The organism is Streptomyces sp. NPDC024687 (assembly GCF_055559055.1).
This window is the reverse complement of sequence record NZ_JBVHLJ010000011.1, coordinates 1-16063: the sequence shown is the minus strand read 5'-3', so window position 1 is coordinate 16063 and position 16063 is coordinate 1. Positions and strand designations below refer to the sequence as shown.

The 16063-nt window shown below is 69.9% G+C and carries 12 protein-coding genes and 4 pseudogenes; 7 read left to right on the top strand and 9 right to left on the bottom strand.

From position 1 onward, the window contains the following. Positions 1 to 124: 124 nt before the first annotated feature. Positions 125 to 1642, top strand: a complete 1518-nt coding sequence (locus tag ACZ39I_RS33985; protein ID WP_467248770.1) for an MFS transporter — start codon at positions 125 to 127, stop codon at positions 1640 to 1642. Positions 1643 to 1937: 295 nt separating this feature from the next. On the opposite strand, the pseudogene ACZ39I_RS33980 reads toward ACZ39I_RS33985, so the two are convergent. Further along, positions 1938 to 2386 (bottom strand): annotated as a pseudogene (locus tag ACZ39I_RS33980) (LuxR C-terminal-related transcriptional regulator); the annotation flags it as partial. On the opposite strand from ACZ39I_RS33980, the gene ACZ39I_RS33975 reads away from it, so the two are divergent. Further along, on the top strand, positions 2331 to 2600 hold the full coding sequence (locus ACZ39I_RS33975; protein ID WP_467248769.1) for a hypothetical protein: 270 nt from the start codon (positions 2331 to 2333) through the stop codon (positions 2598 to 2600). The pseudogene ACZ39I_RS33980 and the gene ACZ39I_RS33975 overlap by 56 nt on opposite strands. Before the next feature lie 347 nt (positions 2601 to 2947). Continuing rightward, positions 2948 to 5359, top strand: coding sequence for an Orn/Lys/Arg family decarboxylase (locus tag ACZ39I_RS33970; RefSeq protein WP_467248768.1), 2412 nt, complete (start codon positions 2948 to 2950; stop codon positions 5357 to 5359). Between the two features lie 181 nt (positions 5360 to 5540). On the opposite strand, the gene ACZ39I_RS33965 is transcribed toward ACZ39I_RS33970, so the two are convergent. Further along, positions 5541 to 6494 carry a DeoR/GlpR family DNA-binding transcription regulator gene (locus ACZ39I_RS33965; protein WP_467248767.1) on the bottom strand — a complete coding sequence of 318 codons (954 nt, stop codon included), beginning with the start codon at positions 6492 to 6494 and terminating at the stop codon, positions 5541 to 5543. Between ACZ39I_RS33965 and ACZ39I_RS33960 the strand changes: the two genes are divergently transcribed. Next, the gene (locus ACZ39I_RS33960; protein ID WP_467248766.1) at positions 6489 to 6836 is read left to right on the top strand and encodes a hypothetical protein; all 348 of its coding nucleotides are present in this window, start codon (positions 6489 to 6491) and stop codon (positions 6834 to 6836) included. The two genes, ACZ39I_RS33965 and ACZ39I_RS33960, sit on opposite strands and share 6 nt — an antisense overlap. A gap of 287 nt (positions 6837 to 7123) precedes the next feature. Here ACZ39I_RS33960 and ACZ39I_RS33955 read toward each other — a convergent pair whose 3' ends face one another. Beyond that, a complete protein-coding gene (locus ACZ39I_RS33955; RefSeq protein ID WP_467248765.1) occupies positions 7124 to 7993 on the bottom strand; it encodes a helix-turn-helix transcriptional regulator in 870 nt (289 codons plus the stop codon). A 78-nt stretch (positions 7994 to 8071) separates the two neighbouring features. Here ACZ39I_RS33955 and ACZ39I_RS33950 point away from each other — a divergent pair. After that, a pseudogene (locus tag ACZ39I_RS33950) lies at positions 8072 to 8858 on the top strand (SDR family oxidoreductase). Between the two features lie 210 nt (positions 8859 to 9068). Beyond that, a complete protein-coding gene (locus ACZ39I_RS33945; RefSeq protein ID WP_352391525.1) occupies positions 9069 to 9278 on the top strand; it encodes a 4-oxalocrotonate tautomerase family protein in 210 nt (69 codons plus the stop codon). 340 nt (positions 9279 to 9618) lie between these two features. Here the strand turns inward: ACZ39I_RS33945 and ACZ39I_RS33940 are convergent, their stop codons facing one another. The 6 genes and pseudogenes from ACZ39I_RS33940 to ACZ39I_RS33915 form a co-directional block, all read right to left on the bottom strand. Next, positions 9619 to 10023 (bottom strand): hypothetical protein, encoded by a 405-nt coding sequence (locus ACZ39I_RS33940; protein ID WP_467248764.1) that lies wholly within the window; start codon positions 10021 to 10023, stop codon positions 9619 to 9621. Positions 10024 to 10093: 70 nt separating this feature from the next. After that, positions 10094 to 10644: pseudogene (locus ACZ39I_RS33935) on the bottom strand (winged helix-turn-helix domain-containing protein); the annotation flags it as partial. 51 nt (positions 10645 to 10695) lie between these two features. Then, a complete protein-coding gene (locus ACZ39I_RS33930; RefSeq protein ID WP_467248763.1) occupies positions 10696 to 11325 on the bottom strand; it encodes a class F sortase in 630 nt (209 codons plus the stop codon). 102 nt (positions 11326 to 11427) lie between these two features. After that, on the bottom strand, positions 11428 to 11817 hold the full coding sequence (locus ACZ39I_RS33925; protein WP_352391527.1) for a sortase-dependent protein: 390 nt from the start codon (positions 11815 to 11817) through the stop codon (positions 11428 to 11430). 123 nt (positions 11818 to 11940) lie between these two features. After that, the gene (locus tag ACZ39I_RS33920; RefSeq protein WP_467248762.1) at positions 11941 to 14004 is read right to left on the bottom strand and encodes a sensor histidine kinase; all 2064 of its coding nucleotides are present in this window, start codon (positions 14002 to 14004) and stop codon (positions 11941 to 11943) included. Next, positions 13991 to 14758, bottom strand: a complete 768-nt coding sequence (locus ACZ39I_RS33915; RefSeq protein WP_467248761.1) for a response regulator transcription factor — start codon at positions 14756 to 14758, stop codon at positions 13991 to 13993. The genes ACZ39I_RS33920 and ACZ39I_RS33915 overlap by 14 nt, the downstream gene beginning before the upstream one ends. 327 nt (positions 14759 to 15085) lie before the next feature. Between ACZ39I_RS33915 and ACZ39I_RS33910 the strand changes: the two are divergent. Beyond that, positions 15086 to 15914, top strand: a pseudogene (locus tag ACZ39I_RS33910) (IS5 family transposase). Positions 15915 to 16063: the final 149 nt, after the last annotated feature.

The window sequence follows — 16063 nt, the reverse complement described above, 5'->3', positions numbered from 1 at the left end:
GATTTCAGCGTCAGCACGCCATCTCCTGTCGAGTTCCGGCGCTTTGGTGCCCGACATCACGGCAATCGACCGGGGTGCGGCCATCGTACGGAGAGACAGGGAGACGTCGCAAAGGAGTGGGGACATGCGTACATGGGGGCCGCTGACGGCGGTGTGCTTGGGCACGTTCATGTTGTTGCTGGACGTGACGATCGCGGTCGTCGCGCTGCCGGACATGGCGCGGGCGCTGGACGCGTCGCTGAGCGATCTGCAGTGGGTGATGGACGGGTACGCGCTGGCGCTGGCGGCGCTGCTGCTCGGAATAGGGGCAGCCGCCGACGTACTGGGTCGGCGGCGGGTGCACGTGGCCGGCGTGGTGCTGTTCGCGGTGGCCTCGCTGCTGTGCGGGCTCGCCTCCGGGCCCGGGATGCTGGTCGCTGCCCGGGCGGTGCAGGGCGTGGGCGCGGCGGCGATGTTCGCCACCACGCTGCCGCTGCTGGGCTCGGTGTACCAGGGCCGACGGCGGTCGGTGGCGCTCGGGGTGTGGGGCGCGGTCAGCGGTGCGGCGGCCGCGGTCGGGCCGGTGCTCGGCGGGGTGCTGACGGACGGGCCGGGCTGGCGGTGGATCTTCTTCGTGAACCTGCCGGTCAGCGTGGCCGCGATCTGGCTGACGCTGCGGGTGGTGCCGGAGTCGCGCGGGGCGAGCGGACGCCGGGTCGACTGGGCGGGCACGGTGACGTTCGCGGCGTTCGCCGGTGCGGTGACGTACGGGGCGGTGCGCGCGGGGGCACACGGCTGGGCCGAGGGGACGACCCTCGCGTGGTTCGGGTGCGGCGTCCTGGCGCTGGCCGGCTTCGTCGCCGTCGAATGGCGCGCGGCTGACCCGCTGATCGATCCGCGGCTGTTCCTGAAGCCCGCGTTCTCCGGTGTGATGGCGGGCGCCCTGGTCTTCAACGCGGCCGCCTTCGGTGGCATGGCGTACACCTCGATCTGGCTCCAGACGATCCTCGGGATGAGCCCGGTGCGCGGCGGTCTGGTGTTCCTGTGGCTGTCGCTGGCGTCGTTCGTGGTCGCGGCGGCCGGGGGCCGGCTGCTGCACGGGGTGCCGCCGCGGATCACCATTGGTGGCGGGCTACTGCTGGTCGCTTCCGGCCAGTTCTGCATGGCGGTCCTGGACGCGGGCTCGTCGGCCGCCGCCTTGGTCCCGGGTCTCGTGCTCGTCGGCATCGGCACAGGGCTGGTGTCGCCGGGCATCGCGGGCGCCGCGCTGGCGGCGGTGCCGGCCGAGCGGGCAGGCATGGCCGGCGGCGCGGTCAACACCTTCCGGCAGCTGGGCTATGCGCTCGGGATCGCGGTCCTGGGGACGGTGCTGACCTCGCGGATACAGGACACGCTGCCGCACGACGCGGCGCACACCCTGGCGGGCGGCGGGGCGGGGGCACTGCGCGACGCGTTCTCCGAGCACACCCTGCGTGCCGCCTTCGCGACAGGGCTCAACCATGCGGCGGTGGCCGCCGGTCTGACGGCCCTGGGCGGCGGAATCCTGGTGCTCGCCCTGGTCCGCACGCCCCGTGCGGCTGGCGGCGCAGGGACGGATCCGGCCGGACGGACCCTGACAGAGGAGCAGGCCAATCGGCAGACCCCAGCGATGCGTGAGCTGTAGCGCCGTGCCTTCCCCGAGCCCAACGTCGTCCCGGACGATGCGCCGAATTCTCCAGTCTGCCTGCTCGGGCAGGTCATGGCCTGCATGGTTGGCCAGCTGCCGGTAATGAGATGACCTGCTAGGTACAGCAGCGCGGCCAGCAGTGGGGTAACTGGGTACCGGTGCCGCCTCCCCGCATGGATCAGCGTGTGGGGAGGCGATGAGCAGGTTGTTGGTGAACCACGGACGAGCACATGTCCGGCAATCTGTTGGCGCTCGGAGCAGGCCCGCCCGTGCCGAGCGCGGGCGGCCTACCTCAGCCTTGCGGTTCTCCAGCGCGGACCAGACCGGTCTCGTAGGCGATGACGAGGAGTTGGGCGCGGTCGCGTGCACCCAGTTTGACCATGGCCCGGTCGGCGTGGGTCTAGACGGTGACAGGGGTGACGAAGAGGCGTTCGGCGATATCGTCGTTGGACTGGCCGGTGGCCACCCCATCACCTCGCGTTCCCGGGGAGTCAGCGTGGCCAGCCTGCGGGGGTCGACGAGGTCGCTGGGGGAAGGCTGGGCGAGGACACGGGCGATGAGGCCCTTGGAGGCTGCGGGGGAGAGCAACGCCTCGTCGGCTGCGACAAGGCGGATGGCATCGAGAAGCTGAGCCGGTTCGACCCCCTTGCCCAGAAAGCCGCTCGCGCCGGCCCGGAGCGCCTCGATGACGAACTCGTCCTCCTCGAAGGTGGTCAGGACGAGGACCTTCACTCCGGCCATGATGACCGTGGTCCTACTGGCCACGGTCCTCGCGTGGAGCACGGTGATGACCGTGCTGGGACAACTGGCGGCCGTGGCCGCGCTGCTGACCTCACTGGGGCTTCTCATCCAGCAGATTGTGTCCGCGCTCAGCGGCACGACCTCCAGGGCCTCTGCCGCGGCAGCCGGTTCGCCGGCCGAGAGGCCGGCCGGTAGCGAGGAGCCGTCACGGTGACACCGTCCCGGATCCCCGAGCAGTCCGCGGGGGAGCCACCATAGCCGCGGCCGACGCCCGGAGCCGATCTGCGAGAGGGCCGGCACCGCCCACCGCACCTGGCTGGAGCCGGTCCGCAGCCGGTTCGGCGCCAGCGGCCTGGCCCTGGACGACCTCGTGGGCCGTTCCGGATGCTTCAAGGCCTGGCTCACGGCGCGAAGTCAAGGAGACGGATCCTAAAAGTCAACTTCGGAACGGCGGTTTCCGCCCTAGCGGTGGTTTGCCGTCCCGCCACCGTTCTGCCCGGTGTGCCCCTAGGACACTGGCGTGGGGCGGCCCGGGCGCCGCCGAGGAGGGCGGGAGAGCGCATGGCTGACAGCAGGATCCTGGTCGCGGTACCGGAACACCCTCGAGGCGAGGGCGCCGGACCCCAGCAGTTACGGATGATCCGGGACGCGATCGAGGCAGGCGGCTTCGAAGTCCGGTGGGCGGTCACGGCGGAGGACGCGGACGCTGTACTGCGCACCGAGGCTGGTCTGGCTGCTGCGCTGGTGGCCTGGGACCTTCCCGGCGTCTGCGGTGACGGGCCCGGCGCCGCGCTAGCCGCACCGGCCCGCTCTCTCGCCCGGCAGGACTGCACCCTCGACGGAACTCCGGGCGGCAGCGCCGTGTTGCGCCGGATCGGCCGCCGTTTCAGGGACCTGCCGGTCTTCTTGGTGATGGCCGGCGAAGGCCTGGGTGACCTGCCGCTGTGGGTGTCCGAGTCTGTCGTGGGCTACGTCTGGCCGCTGGAGGACACCCCGGGCTTCATCGCGGGCCGCATCACCACCGCCGCCCGCGCCTACCGAGAATCCGTACTGCCGCCGTTCTTCCGGGCACTGCGCCGCTTCGACGACGCCCACGAATACTCCTGGCACACCCCGGCCCACTCCGGCGGTGTCGCCTTCCTCAAGTCCCCGGCGGGACGCGCCTTCCACGACTACTTCGGGGAGCGGCTGCTGCGCAGCGACCTGTCGATCTCGGTCGAGGAACTGGGCTCGCTGTTCGAGCACACCGGCCCGATCGGTGAGGCGGAGCGCAATGCGGCCCGTGTGTTCGGCTCCGACCTCACCTACTTCGTGCTGCACGGCGACTCCACGTGCAACCGCCTGGTCGGCCATTTCAGTGTCACCCGCGACGAGATCGCGCTGGTGGACCGCAACTGCCACAAGTCCGTGCTGCAGGGCCTGGTCGTCTCGGGCGCCCGGCCCGTCTACCTCGTCCCCACCCGCAACGGCTACGGCCTGGCGGGACCGCTGCCCCCGGCCGAGATCGCCGCGGACGCGGTGACGGCCCGGATCGCCGCACACCCGCTCACCGAGGGCGCGGTGTCCCCGCACCCGCAGTACGCGGTGTTCACCAACTCCACCTACGACGGCCTCAGTTACGACGCCGTATCCACCGCTCACGCGTTCGCCGCCAGCACGCCCCGGTTGCACTTCGACGAGGCGTGGTTCGCGTACGCCCGTTTCCACCCGCTCTACGCAGGCCGGTACGGCATGTCGGTGGACGAGGAGACCTTGCCCGGCCCGGACCGCCCGACCGTGTTCGCCACCCAGTCCACACACAAACTGCTGGCGGCGCTGTCGCAGAGCGCGATGGTGCACGTGCGGCCCGCACCGCGGGCACCGGTGGAGCATGACCGGTTCAACGAGGCGCTGATGATGCACGGCACCACCTCACCCCTCTACCCCATGATCGCCTCGCTCGACGTGGCGACGGCGATGATGGACGGCCCGCAGGGCGAGTGGCTGATCGACGAGGCGGTGACCGAGGCGATCCGCTTCCGTCAGGAGATGGTGCGCCTGCAACGGCGGATCGAGAGCGCCGGAGACCGGCCGCCGTGGTTCTTCGGGGTGTGGCAGCCGGACACCGTCACCGACCCGGTGACCGGCGAACGGCTGCCGTTCGAGGAAGCTCCGCCGGAACTGCTGCGCACCGAGCAGTCCTGCTGGCTGCTGGAGCCCGGCGCCGACTGGCACGGTTTCCCCGGGCTGACTGAGGGCCACTGCATGTTGGACCCCGTCAAGGTCACCCTGACCTGTCCGGGGATCAACGCCACGGGCGAGATGGCCGAGAAGGGCATCCCCGCCCGGGTGCTCACCGCCTATCTGGCAACCCGGAAGATTGTGGTGGAGAAGACCGACAGTTACACCACACTGATCCTGTTTTCCATGGGCATCACCAAGGGCAAGTGGGGCACCCTGCTGGACGCCCTGACAGATTTCAAGGCCCTCTACGACGCCGACGCCCCACTGGAGCACGTCCTGCCGGAGGCCGTCGCCGCGCATCCCCGCCGATACGCGGGCCTGACCCTGCGCGGGCTCTGCCAGGAGATGCACGAGCAACTGCGCTCGGCGCGCCTGGTGGAGCTTCTCGACACGGCCTTCCAGCAGCTCCCGCAGCCCGTGGCGCCACCTCAGCACTGTTACCAGCGGCTGGTGCGGGGCGACACCGAACGGGTCCGGATCTCGGAGGCGGCCGGCCGGGTGGCGGCCGCCATGGTGACGGTCACCCCGCCCGGCATCCCGGTCCTGATGCCGGGCGAGTCCGTCGGCGCAGCCGACGGCCCGCTGCTGCGCTATCTAACCGCCCTGGAGTCCTTCGACCGCCGCTTCCCCGGCTTCCGCAGTGAGACCCACGGCGTGACCATCGACGAGGGCACGGGCGACTACCTGATCGAGTGCCTCATCCAGGGCGCGGGGCAGCGGCCGGGGCACTCGCCCGGGCGCCTCGATTAGAGGTCGTTTTTCGTCTCTGAAGGCGTGTTGCAGAAGGCTGTGACTTTGCAGGTCAAATCCTGGTCACGGCTGTTCTGATCACGAGGCGAGGGCGAGGCCGTGCGAGAGGCGACTGTTCGATTCCCTGTCGGGTTCGCACCCCGAGTGCGTTTCCGTCGGCCTGAGATGCCGCGTTCGGCTGTCAGCTGGCTGCCAAGACCTCCACGCCGAGCGCCTTGAGCTGCTCGACGACCGTGTCGTGGGGATCGGCATCGGTGATCAGTCCGCTGACCTTCTCCCAGGGCAGGACACGGGACCGCGAAGCCGTGCCGATCTTCTCGGAGGAGGCGAGGATGTAGGTGTCCGCGCCCCGTGCGGACAGGGCACGTTTCATCGCCGCTTCCTCGGCGTCTCCTGTGGTCAGTCCGGCCTTGGGGTGCATGCCGGTGACGCCGAGCAGGCACAGGTCGGCGGAGACGTTCTGTGCGGCCTCGACCGCGGCGGCACCGCAAGTGACCGCCGAGTGCTTGAAGACGTGCCCCCCGAGCAGGAAGAGCTCCGCCTGAGGATGGTCGAGCAGCGCTGCGGCGACCGTCGGGCTGTGTGTGATCACGGTGCAGGCAAGGTCTGCACGGGAGAGCGCGGGCGACGGCGAGAGCGGTGGTGCCACCGTCGAGAATAAGAGCACCGCCCGGCCGACCAGTCCGGCTGCGGCCGAAGCTACCTTCCGCTTGCCGTCCGGGGCCACCGTCTGTCGTCCGCGTGGGGATGGTGCGCGCCTCGCGGCCGGCGGTCCTGCTGCTCTCTGCCTGAGAGCGTCCCTGCGGGGCTTCTGCCCGAGCCCAGGGTGGCGTGTGCGACCTCGTCGTTCCCGGTCAGGTCGGCCACGGCCTGGACACTTCGAAGCCGACGGGCTGGCGCGTCTCGAACTCCTGCACCAGGTGGACAACCTGGCTGGGCCTGGGTCACGCGGGTGGTGGTGCGGAGGCCGGGGTGGCGGGCGAATTCGGTGATGCGGGTCTTCGCGGTGGCGCCGGGCGGGACGAGGACGTACGCGACGAGGACCAGGGTGTGGGCCGACCCGGGCGGAGAGGGGTTTTTGCGGGTGTGGGCGAGGTGGCAGGCGAGAAAACCAGGAACCGTATTCATTGTGCATGCCAGCCGTGTCAAGTTCGAGGAGTGGTCCGGCCTGATGCGGCAGGTCGCCGCCGCTGCACCGCAGAAGCCCAGAGTGCGGGAGATCCAGCTGATCGCGCACCAAAGCCTGCGTGGCGGGCTGGCCTTGACAGCAGGCCGGCTCGCCGCGATGGGCGCGCTCCGCGCGGGTGTCGACGCCGCGCGGGCCACCGACGTGCTCTGGATACACCTCTGCAACGCCACTTACTTCGTCCGCACCGACGACCTCGGCTGGTCACTGGACGAGTCCGAGGCCTGGCTCGACGAGACACTGCCCGCCCTCCTGCATGCTCGCGGGGACACGCCTGGCGAGGCGGCCTAGGCCGTGTATCGAAAGTGGATCTTGAGCTGTGGATGATCACGGTTCATGGATCGGGGAGATCTCACGGACGAGCAGTAGGCGGTGCTGGAACGTTGTTACCGAAGGGTGCGAAGGTGGGGCGGCCGCCCGTCTGGCCTCGACGGCAGTTGATCGACGGCATACGGGTCCGGACCGGTGTTCCGTGGAACCGGGTTTACGACCTGTTCCACCGGTGGCAGCGGAACGGTGCCTGGCAGCGGATCCTCACCCGGCTCCAGTCCCGGGCCGACGCGAAAGGCGGCTGATTGTCAGCGTGCCGGTCCGGTGAATTCCTGGGTGCCGAGGACAGCAAGCAGATCGAGAAGATCGGCGCTGTCGGTGCCGACTGCAGGGGTGAACCAAAGCAGCCGCTGTCGGCCGTCCTCACTGAACAGGTTGAGGCAGTTGACCTCGATCAGGCCAAGTAGAGGATGGATGAGGCGTTTGCGGTCATCACGCCGGAATGCCACGTCATGGTCGGCCCAAAGAGCAGCGAATTCCGGCGAGGCATTGAGTAGTGAGCTGATCAGCGAGCTGGCTTCGGCGTCCCTGGCATCACGTCTCGCGGCGGCTGCTCGAAGATCGGCGACGAAGGCCCGGGACTGGTGGCCATGGTCGGCTTCGGGATACATCGCACGGCCGTCGGGGTCGGCGAACCATCGGTGGACGAAGCTGGCCCGAGCGCCCCGGAAGCCCGAGTGGTCCCCGAGCAGCGCCACCGCCAGCGGATTCTGCACCAAAGTGACATGCAGGTCGGTGATGACCTGCGCGGGTGTCGATGTCAGACGGCTGAGGAGGTCGAGCATGCCAGGGTGGACATGCGAGGCCGGTCCACCGTGTGTGGGCACCGGGCGGTCGGCCAGGTGGTAGAGGTAGTCGCGCTCGTCAGCCGTCAGCCGCAGTGCCCTCGCCAGCGCGGCAATCATCTGCTCCGAGGGCTGGGATCCGGCCCCGCGTTCAAGTTCGTTGTAGTAGTCCACCGATGCTCCGGCGAGCTGGGCGACTTCATCGCGGCGCAGTCCGGGCACCCGGCGGCGGGGCCCGGGGGGAAATCCCACGTCAGCCGGGCGAATACGTGCACGCCGCGAGCGCAGGAACGCGCCCAGCTCGGCATATTTCACAGAACCCATGCCTGCCATCCTGCGTCCGGGCGGCCCGCTGACATAGGGGATGACATCCCCTGGCTCCGCCCACCGATACTGCGCATCGTAGAGGCCATGGATACGAGCCCTCCCAGAACCACTCCCACACCTGCGGTCGAACGGGTCGCAGTCGTTACCGGGGAATCCGCGGCATCGGCCGGGCGGTCGCCCACAGGCTCGCCCAGGACGGCCTGGTGGTCGTAGTGAACTACGCCTACGACGCGGCTGCCGCCGAAGAGACCGTAGCGGCGATCACCGGCCCCGGCGGGCGGGCGATCGCGGCGCAGGCGGACGTGGCGGACGAGCAGGCGATGACGGCGCTGTTCGACCGGACGGAGCAGGAGTTCGGCGGCGTGGACGTCGTGGTGAACTGTGGCGGCCGACTCGCTCTGTCACCCATCGCGGAGCTCGGCTTGGCGGTGCTGGACGCTGTGCATCGCACCGATATCCGCGGTGCCTTCGTCGTCGCCCAGCAGGCCGCCCGGCGACTACGCGCGGGCGGTTCGTTCGTGCGGTTCTCGACCTCCGTGGTCGGCACCAGGTCCCTGCTTCCGGTGCTTACGTAGCGAGCAAGGCAGCCACCGAGTCGTTCACGTTGATCCTCGCCCGCGAGCTGCGCGGGCGAGACATCGCCGTCAACGCCGTCGCCCCGGGGCCCACAGCCACGGACCTGTTCTTCAAGGGCAAGACGCCCGGGCAGATCGACCAGCTCGCCAAGGCTCCGCCCCTTGAGCGGCTGGGCACCCCGGAAGACATCGCCCACGTGGTTGCCTTCCTCACCAGCCCGGCAGGGCACTGGGTGAATGGCCAGACCCTGCGAGCCAACGGCGGCCTGGTGCGATGCCGCAGCCGCACATCGTGAGGGTCGCCGGCCCGCAACGGCAGCGTGGTGGTACCGGTCATCTGCGTCCGGATCCGCGCGGAATCCTTTCACCGCATCAGCGTCGACGAACTGCCATTCCCCACGCCGGCCTCTGACACGCCGACAACAGTCGAGAAGCGGCCCCGTGGCCACGCATCTCGGACACATGCTTCCGCCTTACGGAAGAGATCAACTCAAGGAGAAACGCACATGCCGTTCGCCAATTTCAAGGTCCCCGCAGGCACCATCACCGCCGAGGACAAGAAGAAGATCGTAGAGCGCACCACAGCTCTGTACGCGGAGATCTACGGTGAGGAAGCCCGCCCCAACACCGTCGTGTTGATCGACGAGGTCGCCGACGGCGGCTGGGGCTTCGGTGGCAGTGTGCTGACCGCCGCCATGCTCAACGGGGACGCATAGCCTCCGCCTCTGTGTGGGGCCCGGAGCTGCGGCACCGAGTCCCACACCCGCCGCAGCCCTCACAGCTCGCCCCCGGAAGAGATCCACGACCACAGCGCCTAGTACTGCGGCGAGTTCGGCGAATACCGCTTCCATCTGCTCGGGATCTGCACTGCGGCGCAGTGCAGATCCCGAGCCGTGGTCATCGTGTGCGGTGCCTGTCACCTCCGATACCGCTGCGCCACTGCCCGAGAAGAGGGTCGAGCTGATGAGCCGGCCCGAGCGGCGGGTCGAAGCGATGCGCGAACTCGGCGTGCACATCAACGCATCCTCCGCGACGCGGCGGCCACGGTCCGCCAGCTCAGTAGCCTGCGGCCAGTTGCACAGCAGCGGCGGCGCCGGCCAGGTAACCCGATGCCGTGGCGGCCGCCATGAACGGCGGGACCGAAGTCGCCGCATCCCCGGCCGCATACAGTCCGGAGACACCGGTCCGGGACATAGCGTCCACCTTGATCGCCTCGACGCTGAGCATCTCGTCCGGTTCGGTCAGGCTCGCTCCGAGCGCACTGGCCAGCGACGAGCGCTGGGGGAGAGTCGTCCTGACCAGCAGTGCGCCGATGGAGAGTTCGCCGCCGTCGGCGAACACCGCCGCCCGTAACTCGGATCCCGGCCCGTCGAAACCACTGACCGGCCGCTCGTCCAGACCCACTCCGCCGGCGGCCAACTGCTCGCGCTGCTGATCGGCCAGCGCACCGCCGCTGGTCAACAGCGTGATCCGATCGCTCCAAGCGCGCAGGTTCAGTGCTGTTTCCGCGTCGCCCCCAGGTGCGGCCTCAGGGCGGTCGGCGGGTGAAACCTGCTTCGTCCTCGAAGCAGATGTAGCCCCCGCAGGCCGCCCGGGCCCTTTTACCTCCGCCCAGGTCACCTCTTCCACATCTTCACCGCCTCCTCGTCACGCTCGGCGACCCGCCGCACGGGCACCTGCGGGGAGAACCCGAGCCGGTGCATCAGCCGGGTGGCGCCTGAGACGCTGTAGGAGACGTGGTACTCCCGGCCGATCAGCGTGGCCACCCGCCCAGCGGTCCACACCTGGTCCTCCACCCAGCCGTGCACGGCCGGCCCCTTCCTCCAGATATGCGACGAGCTTCTCCAGGCAGCGCGGCGACAGACGGCACCGTGATCCGCTCGGCCCGCGCGATACCAGGGCCTCGATCCCGCCGTCCCACCACAGCTGGTGCCACTGGTAGGCCGACTTCCGGCTCACTCGGAGGCCGGGCGACCTCCAGCAGCTTGATCTTCTACTCGAACAGCACGGCCGGCTGCCGCCGTACGGCCTCCCGACGCTGCCGTCCCGCATCGGTCAGCCCGCCCCGTCCGCATATCTCACACAGCACGAAATACAGCCCGCACCCTGGCCCAACAGGCACATCGCCCGCCCTCAGCTCGCTGTCGCGTACACGATGAGGTTGTCGACAGGGTGCCCCTGCGCGTCGAAGTCGCCGTCGCACGTGATGAGCCGTAGAGCACGTTCCTGGGTCGGCCCGTAGACCTTCTCCGTCGGGAAGGCGTTCTTGGCGACGCTCTCCGTGGCCGTGACGGTGAAGTGAAGGGCTTTTCCCGTCTTGTCGGTGACAGTGATGTCCGCACCCTCCTTGATCTTCTTCAGGTCGTGGAAGACGGCCTCGCCGAAGCGGGTGTCGTTGTGGCCGATGATGACGGCCGCGCCGATCTCACCGGGCACCGCACCGCCCGTGTACCAGCCCGCGGTCATCCCCTCCTCGGCCGGCGGGACCTCGACCGTCCCGTCCGTGTTGAGGCCCAACTCCATCAGCGAACTGGTGATCCCCACGGAGGGAACGGCCACCTCGGCGGGGGCAGCCGGAGCCGCCGGAGCGTCAGAGGCCGTGGGCTGCCCGGACCTCGGGGTGCCGGGTGCGGAGGCGGAGGGGACGACCCGCACTGTCGGGTCGGGGCCGGCCGAGCAGCCGGTGAGCACGCTGACGAGGGTCAGCAGGGCGAGGGTCGCGAGGCGGGCCCGGGACAGGGCCGGACGGTGTGCAGAGGGCAACGCGGGCTCCAGAACAGGGTGCGGAGGTTCACCGGAACGCGCGGTGGCGCCGCCTGGTGAAGGGCGGCGCCACCGTTTCGTACGAGAGGCAGTGCTGCCAGGTCAGCCTTCGCGGCGGGCGGTGGTGCGACGGCGCAGTACGTAGGTGCCGGCGCCCGCGAGCAGCAGCGCGCCGGTGGCCGAGCCGATGAGCGTGGCGGTGTTGTCGTCCTTGGCGGGGGCCTCGCCCGCGGCGACACCGCCACGCGGGTAGTCCTTGCCTCCGTTCTTCTGGGCTTCGGCCTTCCGGGCCTCGGTCTCTTTGAGCGTCTTGGCGTCCTCGGCCTTCTTCTTCGCCAGGGCCTCCTTGTCGGCAGGGGTCGAGTCGGTCGCGCCCGGCGACGGAGTCGGGTCGGTGGCGAAGGCCGCAGTGGCCGGGACGAGCAGCGCGCCGGCCGCGACGCCGGTCAGGACAGCGATACGCAGCGGGCGCAGGATGAGACCGCGGGACATGTGAGGACTCCAGTTCCAGCCCGGCTTGGTCGTTCCTGGTTGCCGATCCGCACCAGGTTCCGGGCATGGCTTCACCCTGACGACCACTTGTGAAGAAACTGTCAGAGCGCTGTCGTCATCCCATCAGGGTCGACCGGGGCCCTCCGGCTTCCGTGACTCGGCTGTCGGCAGCCGCAGGGTGAAGGTGGCCCCCTCTCCCTCCGTGCTCGCCACCTCCACTGTGCCGCCGTGGGCCTCGGCGAGCTTGAGGACGATCGCCAGGCCGAGGCCGCTGCCGCCGGTGCTGCGATTGCGGGACTTCTCCGCCCGCCAGAAACGGTCGAACACGTACGGGAGGTCGCCCGCCGGAATGCCACTGCCGGTGTCGGACACCTCCACGGCGAGCTCGTCCCCCGGGTCGGTGACGTACCGGCGCAGGGTCACCGTGCCGCCGGCCGGGGTGTGGCGCACCGCGTTGGAGAGCAGGTTGCTGACGGTCTGCCGCAGCCGTACGGGGTCGGCGTCGAGGAGTGGTGGGTGAGGGGTGCCCGGCGGCGGTGTCAGGACCGTGAGGGTGACGCCCGCCGTCTCGGCCAACCCCTGGTGCGCGGCGGCGACCTGGCCGAGCAGCTCGTCGATCCGTACCGGCTTCCGGTGCAGCCGCAGGGCGTCCGCGTCGGCCGCGCCCAGGTCCTGGAGGTCGTTGATGAGGTGCTGGAGCTGCACCGCCTCCTCCAGGAGCGAGGAGACGAACGCGGGGTCCGGCACGGCCAGTCCGTCGTGGGCCGCCTCCAGCCAGCCCCGGATGTTGCTCAGCGGCGTTCGCAGCTCATGAGCGACATCGCTGACCATCACCTTGCGCTGCTCCTCCAGGCGGGCCCGGTGCGCGGCCATGTCGTTGAAGGCCGCCGTCAACCGTCCGATCTCATTGTCGGAGACGACGGGCACGGGCACCGGCGTCGCGTCCAGGCCCTCCCGCATGCGCTGGGCGGCGCCGGTGAGCGCGTGCAACGGGCGTACGAGCCTGGCTCCGGCGAGCACCGAGGCGCCGACGGTGAGGGCGAGGACCAGGGCGGTGACACCGGCGATGCGTGCGGTGTTGGCGCGGGAGAGGTCGAAGCCAGGCACGCCGGCGGCACCGGGACCGTCGATGAACAGGAGTGCGGGCTCGGCGACATAGCCCGTGAGCTGTTCCCGGCGGGCGCTTTCGACACAGTTGGCCACGGCCCGGTCGTACGCGCTGTCGCGGATCTCGGCTGTGGTGTAGTCGAGTGCGCCGCCGGAAGCCGCTTTGCGTTCGGCCGATGCGGCGTCCTCCGCCTTCTTGGCGGCCAGGGCCTTCGCCTCCCGATCGCTGAGGCCGTCCTCGGCGCCGGAGACCGCATCGTCGCGCCCGTATGCGTAACTCCGGTCCCAGGACAGGTCCAGGTTCAGTTTCACGGCGGTGCGACCCTGTCGTTTCAGACAGGCGTCAGCCAGTTGGTTGAGGGCGCTCAGAGCCTTCCGCTCGGTCGCGGTGGGACCGACCGGGTAGGACGCAAAGCACTTGGCCTCCAGGTCACGGTCGGTTCCCCCCTCGGTCTCGTCGCTCACGAACTGGACGCGGGGCCGTCCGCCCGGGCTCTCGACGACGTCGGCGGCGATACCCATCTGGCTGAGGCACTCCACCCTCCCGACGGCGGCCTTCCGCAGTGCGTCGTGTTCCTTCGCGGGCAGCCGGAAGGGCCCCACGGCCCGTGGATCGACGCGGTCGGCGCCGGCCTTGGCCGCGTCGGGCACCAGCACGGTGTCGACGGAGCGTGGATCCACGACCGCCGAGGCCTGCTGGGCGAGCAGATCCTCGGACGAACCGCCGTCCGCTGAGCGTGAGTCGGCCGAGTCCACGATCGGGTGTCGGCCCGGCGTGGTGAGCACGATCCGGCGCCCGGACTCCTGGGCCAGATCTCGCACAGTGGTGTCGACGCCGTCCCAGTCGGGGTGGGTGGCCGCGTAGCCGAGGAGGGTGTCGTAGATCTTCGCGTCGGACTTGAGGTTCTGCCCCTGCTCCTGGCGGATCGCGACGGAGGTCGTCTGCACGGCCAGCCAGGCGGTCGCGGCGACCGAGCATGAGGCCACCAGCGCCGTCACGGTCAGCAGCCGCCCCGCCAGGCTCTTGCGCAGCGGCAGCCGGGCGTCCCCCGCCGCACCTCCCCTGTCAGGACGACGCATGGGGCACGTTCTTCGCGGGGTCCGTGAGTTTGTAGCCGACGCCGAAGACGGTGATGAGGCGGGCCGGCCGTCGTGGGGCGCGCTCGATCTTCTTGCGCAGGTTCATGACGTGCACGTCGACGGTCCGGCCGCTGATGTACTTGTCGAAGCCGTGTAACTCGCCCAGGAGCCGTGCCCTGGTGAAGACCCGGCCGGGCTCGGCCGCCATCGCCGCGAGGATACGGAACTCACCGGGCGTGCACTCGACGGGCGTCCCGGCCACCGACACCTCGTGCCGCGAGGGATCGACCCTGAGCGCGCCGACCGTCAACACCTCGTCGTCCGGGGCCGCTTCGGGCTCCGCCGAGGCGGGAGCGGGTACGGTCGCCGGAGCCGGGTCGGGGCCGCGCCGGTTGCGGCGAAGCAACGTCCTTACCCGGGCGGTGAGTTCACGCGGACTGAACGGCTTGGTCATGTAGTCGTCGGCGCCGAGGTCGAGGCCGAGCAGCAGATCGTCCTCGGTGCTGCGGGCCGTCAGCATCAGCACCGGCACCTCCCGGCGTTCGGCGCGCAGGATCCGTACGACGTCGAGACCGTCGGCCCCGGGCATCATCACGTCGAGGACGACCAGGTCGGGTTCCTGGTGCCGGACCGTCTCGAGAGCCGTCCGGCCGTCCTCGACGACCGTGACGGCGTGACCCTCGTGCTCCAGGTAGCGGCGCACCAGTTCGGCCTGCTTCGCGTCGTCTTCGGCGACCACAATGTTTGCGCACACGCCGCAGATCGTAGCGACCGCCGGCGCCGGGAGGTCGGGAGTGTCCTTACCGTGAGGGCGGTTGGGCGGTGGACAGGCGAGGGTGCAGGGCTGCCATCGAGCGTCCTGTGAGGTCGAGGAGCAGCTCGGCGAAGAGGGCGTCGCCCCAGCCGAACCAGGGGCGGGTGACGGTCGTGGGGTCGGCCAGGGACGAACTCGCGGCCCACCCGCGAGCGGGTGGGCCATCACGAAAGATCGATGATAGGGACCGGTTCACCTAGCGCGTGTCTCTTTGCTGGGTTGGTCAGTTGATCGGATGTGTCTGTCCGATTAGTGATCACTGATGCGATGTGGGACCGGATCGAGCCGCTGATGCCGGCCGATCCGGTCCGTGGGCGGAGATGGGCCGACCATCGCCGCACGCTCGAGGCCATCGCATGGAAGTACCGCACCAGCTCGCCCTGGCGTGACCTGCCTGAGGAGCTCGGCCCTTTCCAGACCGCTCACAAGCGGCTGATCAGATGGGCCATCGACGGCACCTGGGAGACGATCCTCGCCGCTGTCCTGGCAGCGGCGGACGCCGACGACGACATCGACTGGACGGTGTCCGTGGACTCCACGGTCGGCCGGGCCACCAGCACGCTGCGGGAGCACTCAAAAAGGGGCGGCCCACCGCGGCGAGCCCGTCGATCACGCGCTCGGACGCTCGCGCGGCGGGCTGAGCACCAAGGTCCACCTGGCCGCAGACGGCCGGGCACGGCCCCTGGCCTTCACCGTCACCGCAGGCCAGGCAGGTGATGCACCCACCTTCGAAACGGTGATGTCCCGCATCCGCGTGCACCGCTCCGGCCCGGGCAGGCCCCGGACCCGGCCCCTGGCCGTTCTGGCCGACCGCGCGTACTCCTCCCGCGCCATCCGCGCCCACCTGCGGCGCCGGGGCATCCGTGCGGTCATCCCGCAGCCGTCCGACCAAGTCGGCCACCGCCTGCGGCGAGGTCGCTCCGGTGGCCGTCCACCCGCCTTCGACAGCGAGGCATACAAGCAGCGGAACGCCGTCGAGCGGTGCATCAACCGCCTCAAGCAATGGCGCGGCCTGGCCACACGAACCGACAAGCTCGCTATCGCCTACCAGGCCGCACTCCACCTAGCAGGCATCCTCATCTGGACCCGACGCTGACCAAAGAGACAGAACCTAGCTGAGAGGTCGTTGTCACCTGTACTGCCTTGATATAGGCCGATTCTTGCAATGTGGGATTGCGGTGCCGAAGAGGTAGCAGGTGTGCGCGGGGCATGCGGGCTGGGCGGGGTGACGGGTGGGGCGGGAGG